Below are 13,129 nucleotides of genomic sequence, written 5' to 3'. Positions count from 1 at the left end.
GGTCAATCCTTTTCCATCGCCGCGTCGTACTTGCCGAGCGCGGCCGCGCCGTTCAGACGAGCGCGCTTGAGCAACGCCTGCTGCGCTTCCTTCACGTTGGCCGGCTGTCCGCGCCACACATTCAACGGCGGCTCCTGCAACGCGCGCCCGTACGAAAAGCTCAGATTCCACGGCAGCGCGCCGAGCCGGTTCATCGCACCGAGGTTGGCGGTAGCCTCCTCGGGCGACTGTCCGCCCGACAGGAACACGAGACCGGGAACCGAAGAGGGCACCGTACGCATCAGCACGCGCACGGTCGCCGCCGCGATATGCGCCGTGCTCGACTGCTGCTGATGCTCGGAGCCGGCCAGCACCATGCTCGGCTTCAGCACGATATGTTCGAGCACCACGCGATGCCGATGCAGCGCATGAAACACCTCGTGCAACACGGCCTCGGTGACTTCCGCGCAACGCTCGATCGTGTGCTCGCCGTCCATCAGCACCTCGGGTTCGACGATCGGCACGATGCCGGCTTCCTGGCTGATCGCCGCGTAGCGCGCGAGCGAATCGGCGTTCGCCTCGATCGCGAGCCGGCTCGGCAGGCTCGCGGTGATGTTGTAGACCGCGCGCCACTTCGCGAAGCGCGCGCCTTGCCGTTTGTAATCGACGAAGCGTTTGGCGAGACCGTCGAGGCCCTCGGTGATCTCGTCGCCGGGAGCGAGCGCAAGCGGCACCTTGCCGAGGTCGACCTTGATGCCGGGCACGATGCCGTTTGCCGCGGCCACCTGCGGGAACGGCGTGCCGTCGTCGGCTTTCTGGCCGAGCGTTTCTTCGTAGAGGATCACGCCGCTCACGAACTCGCCGAGGCCGGGCGTCGTCAGGAGCAGGTTGCGATACGCGCGACGGTTTTCCTCGCTCGATTCGAGGCCGATCGTCTTGAAGCGTTTGGCGATGGTCGGGCCGCTTTCGTCGGCGGCGAGAAGACCCTTGCCCGGTTGAACCATCGCCTTGACGGTGGCTTGCAGCTCGCTACGGGTGTCCATGAGGTGTGCTCCCTTGGGTAGGCTCCGTTCGATGCGGTGTGCGGAGAAGTGCCGGTGACAGTTTCCTTTGCGTGACGAGTGGGTGCGAAAGCGGACTTCATTCGCCGAGCAGATGCAACACGATATCGCGCGGCTGCGGGTGACGCCGATGTTCGAACAGATACAGCCCCTGCCATGTGCCGAGCACCATCCTTCCATGCTCGACAGGCACGCACAACTGCACCTGGGTGAGCGCCGTGCGCAGATGCGCGGGCATGTCGTCGGGGCCTTCGGTGTCGTGCTCGTAGCGCGTCTCGTCCTCGGGCGCGAGGGTCTCGAAGTAGCGCTGCAGATCTCGCCGCACGGACGGATCGGCATTCTCCTGAATCAGCAGCGACGCCGACGTGTGCCGGCAGAACAGCGTCAGCAGACCGGTACGGATGTCCGTCTCGTCGACGAAGCGGCGCGCGTCGTCGGTAAACTCGACGAGGCCGCGGCCGCGGGCCTGGATACTCAGATGATGGATGACCTGGCGCATGACGGAGCTCGAATCTCAGAGCGACGCGAACGCGTCGTCGATATCCTCGGCGTTGCGTGGCCGCACCACGCGCGCGACCTCGGCGCCGTCGCGCATCAGCACGAGCGTCGGCCACAGCTTGACCTTGAACGAGCGGCCGAGCGGGCGGCCCGGGCCGTCCTCGATCTTCAGATGCCGCAGGCCCGCGTGCGGCGCGAGCGCCTGCCGGATCGATGCCTGCGCGCCCTGGCAATAGCCGCACCAGTCGGTGCCGAATTCGACGACGGTGACGCCGGGCAGCGAGTCCAGCTCGGCACGGGTCGGTCCTTTCGGGGAATAAGCTGTCGGCGAGGTCATGCGTGCTCCGCTGCTGATCGTGATCTGCCAAGGGTAGCAGCTATGCCGCGGATCGTCAGCGCAGCGGCCGTATGCTGCCGATGCGCGCGGTGTCGCCGCGGCATGTTAAAAAGCGGTGCGCGCGTGCTCGACCGATCGACGCGCCGCGTCATCGCACGGAACCTCGCAAAACATGAACGCACGAATCTATCTGCAACATCCGCAACACAAAGACGCTATCGCGGTCACGACCGGCTTCAGCTGGGGCGCGTGCCTGCTCGGCTTCATCTGGGCGCTGTCCAAGCGAATGTGGTTCGCCGCGTTCGTGATGCTAGGCATCAACGTGATCCTGCTCGGCATCGGTCTGTGGGGCGAGACGGCCGATCTGATCGGCTTCGTGCTGTCGATCGTGTTCGCGTTCGCATGCGGCGCGTATGGCAACCGGTGGCACCGCTGGACGCTCGAACAGCGCGGCTACGTCGTGGTGTGATGCGTTCGCGCTGGAGCGGGGATTGCTGCGCGCAGGAATGTGATCGAAGCTGAGTTCAATCCGTCATGGAGGCGTTTCATGCTCATTGCATCGGCAGTCGCTGGTCTTTCCGCTGATCGGCTTTCGACGCGCCGGCCTTGCCCTCACGCTGCGGCAACTGGCCGAGCATTGCGAATGTGCTGCCCACGAACACATTCAGGCTCGTCGCTCGATTGACCCGTGCCGCCGAACGTATGACGGCTGCGGCTTGAACGATGACGACGAAAGCGACTGCTGGCACTTGCTTATCCTACCGTCGCGAACGACTCGCGCTGCTGTCTGGTTGTCTGCCCTAAGAACGGATTACGCCGAGCGGGCAGCAACGCTAGACATCGCTATGCACCCGGATAATTGACCATTGTTAACAAAAACCAGAATCCGTTTGATTGCGTCAGAATTTCCTTCCGTGCTAGCGTGATCCCCAGCGTATCCCCTCACGCACGCAAACTTAATGCCTCAGAAACCTAATAATGGCTGACTATAACAGCAGCAACTACTGGACCTCCTCAACTACAGAAAAGCATGACAGCAAGCATAACGCCATTGCAATATCGGTCGATGACCGCGCCGCCACCCGGCAGGCGATTATCAATATGCTTGCGCGAAAAGGCTACAGGCTGATTGAGCGTTCAGCGTGGCACGCAAAGCCCCCGAGTGGCGCGATGCGGGAAAGTCATTGGGACTATCAGGATATTGTGATACACCACGCGGGCCGCAGCTATTCTTGTGGCGCACCTTCTATTGAAGAAATGCAGCGCTTACAGGCGGAGGACATGCGCAGAAGGCCGCCTTTTGGCGATGCAGGATACCACTACGCAGTTTCATGTCAGGGCGAGATATATGAGGCCCGCGATATTCGGTTTGTTGGTGAGCATGTGGCTGCAAGCAATTCGGGAAAAATCGGTATTGTGTTTCTATCCGATTTGGTTGAGGCAGGCGAGGCCTATGAACAGGAATACGGCAACCTATCGATATTTGATAAGCTCAAAAATATTCGCGGGATTCTAACCGACCAGACTATTTCAGGGCATGATAAGCCAACCCCGACTCAGATTCAAGCTGCCACAGCTTTGTGTGGCGTCTTAAAAGATTTATTTAATATTTCCAGACTGGGTGGACACAGGGAATATCAAAGATTGGCAACGAATACGGGGCGGGCCTGTCCTGGCAAGCTTGGAATGGATGTTGTGAAATTGCTGCGTTCGAGATTATCTCTATCTGTGCCGGGAAGTGATCTGCCATGAAAAAGAAAGTTTTTGTGGGTGTTTTCGTTATGATTTTTGCATCGGGGATGCTCATCTTCAATGTATTTGTAGGGTATTACAATTCATATGTCGATCATAATGAGCATGAGATCTATTTTTTAAAGAAATTTCCAACTTTAAGACGGAAATTTGTCAACCCATTTGCAAATGAAGGCGATGCCCCTTCCGTGGATGAACTATCAACCAATGCTCGCAGAGAGCTTTCCGATTTTTGCAAATATGCATACGGTCTGACTTTCAATGACTCAAAGTCCCTTGAGGCTTGTAGGGCGCAGATTCTTCGAGAAAATCAGTAACCGAATTCAAAGCTTTCCTATAGGTGATCGAGCGCAAGCTTTTTTTCGGTTGCACTCGACTCATCTGAGGGCGAAATAGCGCAGGAGATTACATGGGAATTTTTTATGCGGCTGTGGACGAAGATCCGCTGACGAGTCACGAGGACAGTCACGTTATCGCGCGCGAAGGCCATCGCGCCGCCACGGTAAAAGGGGATGACGGCAAAACCCGAAGTGTGGTCTACATTGGCGATAGCGCCTGGTGTGGTGCATGCCAAAGCACAGGGGTCATCGTCGGCGGCGCGGGGATCAGTGAGAATCGCCGCATGATTGATCTGGCCGAGGGGCTCGCCGCCAGGCTGTCGGTGGAGATGCGATTCACTGCAACTGCTCGACCCCGCCGCGCATCATTGCGATTCACGGAACGCGATGGTCGATCACTGACGACGCACAGCTTAAAGCAACGAGCACTCAGAAGCACGCCACCACGCCAGCACCGCTTGTCGAGCCAACGCATACGCGCTGGTTCGCCATCGTCGACAGCGTAACCGATGAGCCTTTATCTGGCCGTGAATTCATCGCGAACGTTGATGGTGTCAGACAGGCCGGCAGGACCGATAGCAACGGTTACGCACGGATTACGACCAATGACGAGAAGCCCGTCGATATTCATGTGGTTTTCCATTCTCCCGCACGCAAACTCAATGCATCGGGAACCTGACAATTAACTGGTGCTTTTGAACAACTATCACACCGAGTTCTATCCGACCTACGACTACAAGGCGCAGGCGCAGCAAATGCGCGCAACTGAGGGCAAGTAGCGTTGAGCGGGCGAGCAGCGTGCCGCTAACGGCACGCATCGGCACGCATCGGCACGGCGCGGCGCGAGTCGCCGGATGCATCCACACGCTTCTCACGGATTTGGGACAGCTATTAGCGGGTTTACGCGAGCCGCGCTCCGGGTCGATAATGCCCCGGTCGTTCCGGCCCCCTGCCTGCGACGCCTAACGTGCCTTCGAGCGCTTCGCTGCGTATCGAGGTCCGCTCCACCTGACCCACCGCCCCGTGTTGAAAACTGCGCGTTTTTTCGACCTGCTTCGCATTCCTGGCTTCAAGCCGCTCGCCGCCGCCACCCTGATGCTCGGTGTGGCGATGTCCTTCACCGCACCGTATCTGTCTCTGTTCGGCATCGAACGCGCCGGCATGACGCCGTTCCGGCTCGGCGTATTCATGACGCTGATCGCCGCGAGCGGCGTGCTCGCGAGCACGGCGGCGGGGCGCTGGAGCGACCGGAGCGGGCGGCATCGACCGTTATTGCTGGCGGCGCTCATCGCAGCCGCGCTCGGCTACCTGTGTCTGTGCGTGGTGCGCGATTACCGGCTGCTGCTCGTGGTCGGCATCGTGTTCATCGGCGCGGGCGGTTCGGCGATTTCGATGGTGTTCTCGTTCAGCCGCGCGGCGCTGCCGGTGCCCGACCCTGCCGAGCGCGTGTTCGCGAGCGCGACGCTGCGTACGATCCTCTCGGCCGCATGGGTGTTCGGGCCGGCGGTCGGCGCGCTGGTGCTCGCCGCGACGAGCTTCACCGGACTCTTCCTGTTCGCGGCCGCCAGCTTCGCGACCTGCGGCTTCATCGTCTGGCGCATGCAGGAGCCGCAGAGCCATCTCGGCGATCACACGGTCGAGGACACCGCGTCGGAGCCGTCCGCGTCGATCACGGTGCCGCCGCTGAGGCAGCCCGGCGAGGACGCGCACGAAACACTGCCGGTCGCGTCGGCGAACGACATCCTGCGCTCGGTGAGCGCGCTGACCTTGCTCGGCCTCGCCGCCAACGCGACGATGATCGTACTGCCGCTGTACATCGTGCATGGGCTCAACGGCACGCATCTCGACGTGTCGGTGATGCTCGGTCTCGGCGCGCTGACCGAGATCCCGATGATGCTCGCGCTCGGCGCGAAGTCGTCGTCGCTGCACAAGCCGAACTGGCTTGCCGCGTGCGCGGCCGTGCATGCGGTGTACTTCGTCGCGATGTCGCTGGCCGGCAACGTCAGCGTGCTGATCCCGATGCAGATGCTGAACGCGTTCGTGGTCGCCGTGACCTCGTGCCTCGGCATGACCTACGTGCAGGATCTGATGCCGCATTCGCCCGGGCGTGCGACCGCGCTGTTCTTCAATGCGGCGCGGGTCGGCTCGATCCTGTCGGGCGTGCTGTCGGGGCTGCTCGTGCAGGCGTTCAGCTATCGCGGCACGTTCCTGTTCTGCGGACTGCTGGCGCTGTGCGCGCTGGTGCTGTTCGCGGTGCCCGGCTATCGCTATCCGCTGATGTGGCGCGCGGTCAAGCGCTTCGCGGCCGAGCAATACGCGAAGCTGGCCGCCCGCCGCGGCAGCCGCGTGCCCGAGCGCAGCGAATGACACGTGGGCCCGCCGCGTTCGCTTTCGTGCGGATGCGGCGCGCCTCCCGTTGCGTGGAACTTTGAGCCGCGCTGCGCCTCTGCAAAAAAGTGCGGCTTGCTTCGGTGCATGCGGCGTAGCTCGCGACACAGCGCCTATGCTTAAGGGCAGCCACGCCGCCGCAACACGATGACCGGAAAATCGGGCAGCGCAACGCAGCATCTTTAGGAGCGAGCCATGCAGCTAGGCATGATTGGATTGGGACGAATGGGCGCCGACATGGTGCGGCGCCTGACCAGGGGAGCTCAGCAGCAGTGCATCGTCTACGACGTGCAGCCGGCGGCGGTCGACAGGCTGAAGCAGGAAGGCGTGGCTGGCGCGAGCTCGCTCGAAGAGCTCGTCGCGAAGCTCGACAAGCCGCGCGCCGTGTGGCTGATGGTGCCCGCCGCCGTGGTCGACGCGACGCTCGACAAGCTCGTGCCACTGCTCGAACCGGGCGACGTCGTGATCGACGGCGGCAACTCCTACTACCACGACGACATCCGCCGCGGCCAGCAACTCGGCGCGCGCCAGCTTCACTACGTGGACGTCGGCACGAGCGGCGGCGTCGCGGGGCGCGAGCGCGGCTACTGCCTGATGATCGGCGGCGAGGCTGAGGTCGTCAAACGGCTCGAACCGATCTTCTCGACGTTGGCGCCCGGCGCGGGCACGCAGAGCGCGACGCCGGGCCGCGCGGCGGGCGCGAGCACCGCTGAGCAGGGCTTTCTGCATTGCGGCCCGCAAGGCGCGGGGCATTTCGTCAAGATGGTTCATAACGGCATCGAGTATGGGCTGATGGCCGCCTACGCCGAGGGTCTGAACGTGCTGCGCCACGCCGACGCCGGCCGGCACGCGCGCGAGGCCGACGCGGAGACCTCGCCGCTGCGCCGTCCCGAGCTGTATCAGTACGATCTGAATCTCGCGGATATCGCCGAGGTCTGGCGGCGCGGCAGCGTGATCGGCTCGTGGCTGCTCGACCTGATCGCCGGCTCGCTCGCCAGCGACACCGAACTGAAAGGCTACGCGGGCCGCGTGTCGGATTCGGGCGAGGGGCGCTGGACCGTCACGGCGGCCATCGACGAAGGTGTGCCGACACCGGTGCTCAGCGCGGCGCTGTTCGCGCGCTTCAGTTCACGCGGAGAAGCCGATTTCGCGAATCGCGTGCTGTCGGCGATGCGGCACGATTTCGGCGGCCACGCGGAAAAACCCGTTGCGCGGGACGGCGGGCTGAAGTAGCCGAGGCCATCCACGCGTGCGCTATCACGCCGACCCGCCGAACTTGCCACAAGGAACCCCGATGCCAGTCACCTCCGCCACGCCGCACGACGTCGTGTTTCTGTTCGATTGCGACAACACGCTGCTCGACAACGATCACGTGCTGCAGGATCTGCGCGCGCACATGATGGGCCAGTTCGGCGAAGAGAACAGTGCGCGCTATTGGGAACTCTTCGAGAACCTGCGCACCGAACTCGGTTACGCCGACTACCTCGGCGCGCTGCAGCGCTACCGGACCGAGCATCCACGCGACACGCGCCTGCTGTTGATGTCGTCGTTCCTGATCGAGTATCCGTTTGCGAACCGGCTCTATCCGGGTGCGCTCGACGCGCTGCGGCATCTCGGCAAGCACGGGCCGACGGTGATCCTGTCGGATGGCGACGTCGTGTTCCAGCCGCGCAAGATTTCGCGCTCGGGCCTGTGGGACGAAGTCGACGGGCGCGTGCTGATCTACATCCACAAGGAGTTGATGCTCGACCAGGTGATGGAATGCTATCCGGCGCGCCATTACGTGATGGTCGACGACAAGCTGCGAATTCTGAGCGCGATGAAGAAGGCATGGGGCGCGGAGCTGACCACCGTGTTTCCGCGCCAGGGACACTATGCGTTCGATGCGAAGCAGATCGCGAGCAATCCGCCCGCGGACGTGACGGTCGGGCGGATCGGCGAGTTGGCGGAGCTCGACGTGGAAACGCTGTTGCGTAGCGCGAAGCGCAACTAGGCGGCGCCGCGCGCGTGGTGCAGGCGCCGTTTCATGGGTGAAATCGCGGGCTCACGCGCCCAGCGCTTGCAGGCGCGCCTGGGTATCGGCCGCGCCCATCCGTGCGGCGGCATCGGCCGCGCTGACGCCGTTCGCGTCGCGCGCATGCGGGTCCGCGCCGTGCGCGAGCAGCAGATCGACGATCGCGGTGCGGTTGAACATCGCCGCGATCATCAGCGCGGTGCGGCCATCGGGCGATGCGCCTTCGACGTCGGCGCCATGCGCGAGCAAGGTTTCGATCACCTTGTCGAAGCCCTTGAACGCGGCGCCCGCGATCGGCGTCTGGCCCGCGTCGTTGCGCAGGTTCGCATCGGCGCCCCGCTCGAGCAGCGTGCGCACCGCGTCGACGTGGCCGTGGTAGCTCGCGAGCATCAGCAGGCTGTCGCCGCGCTCGTTGCGCAAATTCGGCGGCACGCCTTTCTCGATGACGGCCGCGAGCATCGTCGCATCGCCGCGCCGCGCGAGGTCGAAGACTTCGCGCGCGAGCGCCTGCAATTCGGGATCGGGTTGCGATGCGGGCGGCTTGTCGGTGTGGTCGGTCAAGGCACTCTCCTTGCGATGAATGAGCGGCGCGTTGCCAATGCCGCGCCCGGTCTTTCAGCGAGCATACACATTGCGTGGCGCTCGCGTTCGCACGCTGGCAGCCGCGCCGCTGTGCTAGACGTGGCTGAACAGCTTGACCAGCAGCCCGAATATGCCGATCGGTATGGCGACAGCCAGGCATGTGAACACGAGCGTAAGGACCAGGACCACGAGCACTTTGAGCGCACTGGGAGATGTCGACATGGCGGCGATTGACCTGAGACAGAAAATCACGAAAAAGAAAGCAGACAGCGCAAGGAGTGGCAGCACGAATGCCACATTCAGCGCGACATACTGCGAGTGGTAGAAAGCATTCGCCCCCGTTTGAGCAGCTTAGTACATTCGACTCGCACCGCCCGGCTTCGTTTCGAGTGCGCCGCATCATCCGCCAACCAGCCTGACAGTTCTTTTCGAGGAGTGACGCCATGGCCGAAGCAACCTCGCATCCCACCCCACCGCAAGTTCTGGACCCCGATACGCTGCGCAACCTCGATCGCTACTGGCGCGCATGCAATTACCTGTCGGTCGGCATGATCTATCTGCGCGACAACCCGTTGCTGCGCAAACCGCTGAAGGCCGAGCACATCAAGAATCGGCTGCTCGGCCACTGGGGCTCCGACGCCGGCCAGAGCTTCGTGCTCGTGCATCTGAACCGGCTGATCCGCAAATACGATCTCGACGTGATCTTTCTGTCCGGCCCCGGTCACGGCGCCCCCGCGAGCCTCGCGAACTGCTACCTGGAAGGCCACTACTCGGAAATTTATCCGGACCGCAGCGAGGACGAAGCCGGTATGCGGCGCTTTTTCCGGCAATTCTCGTTCCCGGGCGGCATCGGTTCGCACTGCACGCCCGAAACGCCGGGCTCGATTCACGAAGGGGGCGAACTCGGCTACAGCCTGTCGCACGGCTACGGCGCCGCGTTCGACAACCCCGAGCTGATCGTCACCGTGATGATCGGCGACGGCGAAGCGGAAACCGGCCCGCTCGCCACGTCGTGGCATTCGAACAAATTCCTGAACCCGATCCGCGACGGCGCGGTGCTGCCGGTGCTGCATCTGAACGGCTACAAGATCGCCAACCCGACGCTGCTCGCGCGCATTCCGCGTGAGGAACTCGAAGCATTGATGGTCGGCTACGGGCACAAGCCGTATTTCGTCGAAGGCGACGATCCCGACACGATGCATCAGCAGATGGCCGCGACGCTCGAACAGTGCATCGGCGAAATTCGCGCGATCCAGCAGCATGCGCGGCAGAACAACGACACGACGCGGCCGCGCTGGCCGATGATCGTGCTGCGCTCGCCGAAGGGCTGGACCGGGCCGAAGGAAGTCGACGGTCACAAGGTGGAAGGCTCGTGGCGCTCGCATCAGGTGCCGGTGGCCGATGCGGTGAGCAATCGCAAGAGTCTGCAGATCGTCGAGGATTGGCTGCGCAGCTACGGCCCCGAAACGCTGTTCGATGCGAACGGCCGGCTCGTCGAAGAACTGCGCGCGCTCGCGCCCGAGGGCGCGCGCCGCATCAGCGCGAATCCGCACGCGAACGGCGGGCTGTTGTGCAAGATGCTCGACATGCCGCCGTTCCGCGACTACGCGGTGGCCGTGAAGAAACCGGCGGCGGCGTATACGTCGCCGACCGCGGTGCTCGGCACGTTCCTGCGCGACGTGATGCGCAACAACATGTCGAACTTCCGGCTGTTCGGCCCCGACGAAACTTCGAGCAACAAGCTGCACGCGGTCTATGAAGCGTCGGGCAAGACCTGGCTCGCCGCGCTCGAACCGGGCGACGCCGACGGCGGCGAACTGTCGCCCGATGGGCGCGTGATGGAAATGCTCAGCGAGCACACGCTCGAAGGCTGGTTGGAAGGCTATGCGCTGACCGGCCGTCACGGACTCTTCGCGACCTACGAAGCGTTCGTGCACGTGATCGACTCGATGTTCAACCAGCACGCGAAGTGGCTCGAAAAAGCCAAGCGCGAGCTCGGCTGGCGGCAGCCGGTGCCGTCGCTCAATCTGCTGATCACGTCGATCGTGTGGCGCCAGGATCACAACGGTTTCACGCACCAGGACCCCGGTTTTCTCGACGTGGTCACCAACAAGAGCCCGGACGTCGTGCGCATCTATCTGCCGCCCGACGCGAACTGTCTGCTGAGCGTCGCCGATCACTGCCTGCGCTCGCGCGACTACGTGAACGTGATCGTGTCCGACAAGCAGCCGCACCTGGACTATCTCGACATGGACGCGGCCGTCACGCATTGCACCAAGGGCATCGGCATCTGGGACTGGGCGTCGACCGATCAGGGCGTCGAGCCGGACGTCGTGATCGCGTGCGCGGGCGACATCGCGACGATGGAAGCGCTCGCCGCCGTGCAGATCCTGAAGGAGCGCTGCCCGACGCTGAAGATCCGCTTCGTCAACGTGGTCGATCTGTTCCGCCTGATGCCCGAGCATGCGCATCCGCATGGACTGTCCGAGCGCGATTTCGATTCGCTGTTTACGACCAGCAAGCCGGTGATCTTCAACTTCCACTCGTATGCGGCGCTCGTGCACAAGCTCACGTACAACCGTCAGAATCACGGCAACATGCACGTGCATGGCTATAACGAGAAGGGCAACATCAATACCCCGCTCGAACTCGCGATCATCAACGGCGTTGACCGCTTCACGCTGGCAATCGATGCGATCGATCGCGTGCCGTCGCTGCGCGGCGTCGGCGATCATACGAAGGAGTGGCTGCGCGGGCAGATCATCGAGCATCTCGCGTATGCGCACGAGGAAGGGATCGACAAGGAGGAAATCCGCAACTGGACGTGGAAAGGCTGAGCGAGGCGGCGCCATGCACGACCACGATCAGGAACGGACGATCCTCGTGCTGAACAGCGGGTCGTCATCGCTGAAGTTCGGGCTGTTCGCCCACTCGGCCAACGACGAAACACTGTTGCTCGAAGGCGCGGCTGCAAGCGGGCGGGAGCTGACCCGCCTGACTGAGGTCAGCCCTGGCGGACGACGGTCCGGTCAGCGACTGAGGTGACGCCGAACAGACGCGTCACGTCTTCGAGCATCGCGGCGCGCTGTGCTTCGCGTTGAAGCTCGCCCGACAGCGTGAGGCGCCCCCGCGCGACCTTCACGCGCACGGCGCGCGGCGGCACGGCCGAATCCCACGCGAGACGGCGCGCCGCTTCGGCGGCGATCTGCGCGTCGGTCAGGCGGGCAGATTCGCTCGATCTCGAGCTTGTGGACCGCATGGCGTCTCCGCGAAACAGAATGTCGATCAACTCACACTAGCAGATGTGGCGGGTTTTGCCGGCGTGCGCGCTTCGCCGGCAGCGCAGATTCGCTCGCCGCGCCGGGCTCGCCACGTTTATCATAGTGCCCACCTGACAGAACGCGCCGTCCAGCCGCGAACGGCGCGCGCATCTTCCACGAGACCTCGCAATCCCATGAATTCGACTCCCGACGCTCCTTCCCGACCCTCGCTGCGCACGCTGACTGCGCTCGAAGGACGTGTTCTCGGCGTGCTCGTCGAAAAACAGCACACGGTACCCGACAGTTATCCGTTGTCGCTGAATGCGCTGACGCTCGGCTGCAATCAGAAGACCGGCCGCGCGCCGGTGATGAGCGCGACCGAGGCCGAGGTGCTGACCGCCGTCGACGGCCTGAAACGCCTGAGCCTCGTGTTCGAGGGCAGCAGCAGCCGCGTGCCGCGCTTCGAGCACAACATGAACCGCGTGCTCGGGCTGCCGGGACAGTCGATCGCGCTGCTGACCACGCTGCTGCTGCGCGGCGCGCAAACGGCCGCCGAATTGCGCCTGAACAGCGCGCGCCTGCATGGCTTCGCCGATATTTCGTCGGTCGAGGCGTTTCTCGACGAGCTGGCCGCGAACGATCCGCCTCGCGTCGTCCGGCTGCCGCGCATGGCGGGCGAGCGTGAGATTCGCTGGATGCATCTGTTGTGCGGCGAGCTCAGCATCACCGAAGCCGCGCAGTCCGCGCTCGCCGAGGACGACAGCGTGCCGCTGTCGGCATTCGAGGCGCTGAAGGCCGAGCAGAAGCGTCTCGCCGATGAAGTCAGCCGTCTGCAGGCCGTCGTGCGGCGCATGGCGACCGAGCTGGGTATCAGCGCGGACGATCTGTGATCTGAAACGGAAATGAAAGCGAAGGCGAAA

The 13,129-nt window shown here is 63.4% G+C and carries 15 protein-coding genes; 9 read left to right on the top strand and 6 right to left on the bottom strand.

What is annotated here, in order from left to right; all coding sequences use genetic code 11:
- Positions 1-2: 2 nt before the first annotated feature.
- The 3 genes from HDG37_RS11060 to HDG37_RS11050 all read right to left on the bottom strand — a co-directional run bounded on the left by HDG37_RS11060 (position 3) and on the right by HDG37_RS11050 (position 1,875).
- Entirely contained in the window at positions 3-1,022 is a 1,020-nt protein-coding gene (locus HDG37_RS11060) for a class I fructose-bisphosphate aldolase (protein ID WP_184046935.1), read from the bottom strand.
- Positions 1,023-1,119: 97 nt separating this feature from the next.
- Positions 1,120-1,539, bottom strand: coding sequence for a secondary thiamine-phosphate synthase enzyme YjbQ (locus tag HDG37_RS11055; protein WP_184046932.1), 420 nt, complete (start codon positions 1,537-1,539; stop codon positions 1,120-1,122).
- 15 nt (positions 1,540-1,554) lie between these two features.
- Positions 1,555-1,875: a thioredoxin family protein gene (locus HDG37_RS11050; RefSeq protein ID WP_184046929.1), complete on the bottom strand. Its 321-nt coding sequence runs from the start codon at positions 1,873-1,875 to the stop codon at positions 1,555-1,557.
- Positions 1,876-2,047: 172 nt separating this feature from the next.
- Between HDG37_RS11050 and HDG37_RS11045 the strand changes: the two genes are divergently transcribed.
- The 7 genes from HDG37_RS11045 to HDG37_RS11015 all read left to right on the top strand — a co-directional run bounded on the left by HDG37_RS11045 (position 2,048) and on the right by HDG37_RS11015 (position 8,346).
- The gene (locus HDG37_RS11045) at positions 2,048-2,344 is read left to right on the top strand and encodes a DUF2628 domain-containing protein (protein WP_184046926.1); all 297 of its coding nucleotides are present in this window, start codon (positions 2,048-2,050) and stop codon (positions 2,342-2,344) included.
- A 509-nt stretch (positions 2,345-2,853) separates the two neighbouring features.
- The gene (locus HDG37_RS11040) at positions 2,854-3,627 is read left to right on the top strand and encodes a peptidoglycan recognition family protein (protein ID WP_184046923.1); all 774 of its coding nucleotides are present in this window, start codon (positions 2,854-2,856) and stop codon (positions 3,625-3,627) included.
- Positions 3,624-3,944: a hypothetical protein gene (locus tag HDG37_RS11035; protein ID WP_184046920.1), complete on the top strand. Its 321-nt coding sequence runs from the start codon at positions 3,624-3,626 to the stop codon at positions 3,942-3,944. The genes HDG37_RS11040 and HDG37_RS11035 overlap by 4 nt, the downstream gene beginning before the upstream one ends.
- Positions 3,945-4,036: 92 nt before the next feature.
- On the top strand, positions 4,037-4,471 hold the full coding sequence (locus HDG37_RS11030; protein WP_184046917.1) for a hypothetical protein: 435 nt from the start codon (positions 4,037-4,039) through the stop codon (positions 4,469-4,471).
- Positions 4,472-4,988: 517 nt separating this feature from the next.
- The gene (locus HDG37_RS11025) at positions 4,989-6,332 is read left to right on the top strand and encodes a sugar efflux transporter (protein ID WP_184046914.1); all 1,344 of its coding nucleotides are present in this window, start codon (positions 4,989-4,991) and stop codon (positions 6,330-6,332) included.
- Positions 6,333-6,548: 216 nt separating this feature from the next.
- Positions 6,549-7,586, top strand: a complete 1,038-nt coding sequence (gene gnd, locus HDG37_RS11020) for a phosphogluconate dehydrogenase (NAD(+)-dependent, decarboxylating) (RefSeq protein WP_184046912.1) — start codon at positions 6,549-6,551, stop codon at positions 7,584-7,586.
- Between the two features lie 61 nt (positions 7,587-7,647).
- Complete coding sequence (locus HDG37_RS11015; protein ID WP_184046910.1) at positions 7,648-8,346, top strand: HAD family hydrolase; 699 nt, start codon at positions 7,648-7,650, stop codon at positions 8,344-8,346.
- Positions 8,347-8,397: 51 nt separating this feature from the next.
- On the opposite strand, the gene HDG37_RS11010 is transcribed toward HDG37_RS11015, so the two are convergent.
- Both HDG37_RS11010 and HDG37_RS39185 read right to left on the bottom strand, forming a co-directional pair.
- Entirely contained in the window at positions 8,398-8,928 is a 531-nt protein-coding gene (locus HDG37_RS11010; RefSeq protein WP_184046908.1) for an ankyrin repeat domain-containing protein, read from the bottom strand.
- Positions 8,929-9,042: 114 nt separating this feature from the next.
- Complete coding sequence (locus tag HDG37_RS39185; RefSeq protein WP_260321128.1) at positions 9,043-9,171, bottom strand: hypothetical protein; 129 nt, start codon at positions 9,169-9,171, stop codon at positions 9,043-9,045.
- Between the two features lie 221 nt (positions 9,172-9,392).
- On the opposite strand from HDG37_RS39185, the gene HDG37_RS11005 reads away from it, so the two are divergent.
- Entirely contained in the window at positions 9,393-11,786 is a 2,394-nt protein-coding gene (locus HDG37_RS11005) for a phosphoketolase (RefSeq protein WP_184046906.1), read from the top strand.
- Positions 11,787-11,953: 167 nt separating this feature from the next.
- On the opposite strand, the gene HDG37_RS11000 is transcribed toward HDG37_RS11005, so the two are convergent.
- A complete protein-coding gene (locus HDG37_RS11000) occupies positions 11,954-12,208 on the bottom strand; it encodes a BON domain-containing protein (protein WP_184046904.1) in 255 nt (84 codons plus the stop codon).
- A gap of 195 nt (positions 12,209-12,403) precedes the next feature.
- Between HDG37_RS11000 and HDG37_RS10995 the strand changes: the two genes are divergently transcribed.
- Complete coding sequence (locus tag HDG37_RS10995; RefSeq protein WP_184046902.1) at positions 12,404-13,099, top strand: YceH family protein; 696 nt, start codon at positions 12,404-12,406, stop codon at positions 13,097-13,099.
- Positions 13,100-13,129 lie beyond the last annotated feature (30 nt).

The sequence above is a fragment of the Paraburkholderia sp. MM5384-R2 genome (assembly GCF_014201025.1).
In the GTDB taxonomy this organism is placed as follows: domain Bacteria; phylum Pseudomonadota; class Gammaproteobacteria; order Burkholderiales; family Burkholderiaceae; genus Paraburkholderia; species Paraburkholderia tuberum.
Note: the sequence above shows the minus strand (reverse complement) of the source record. Positions and strands in the feature narration are given on the sequence as shown.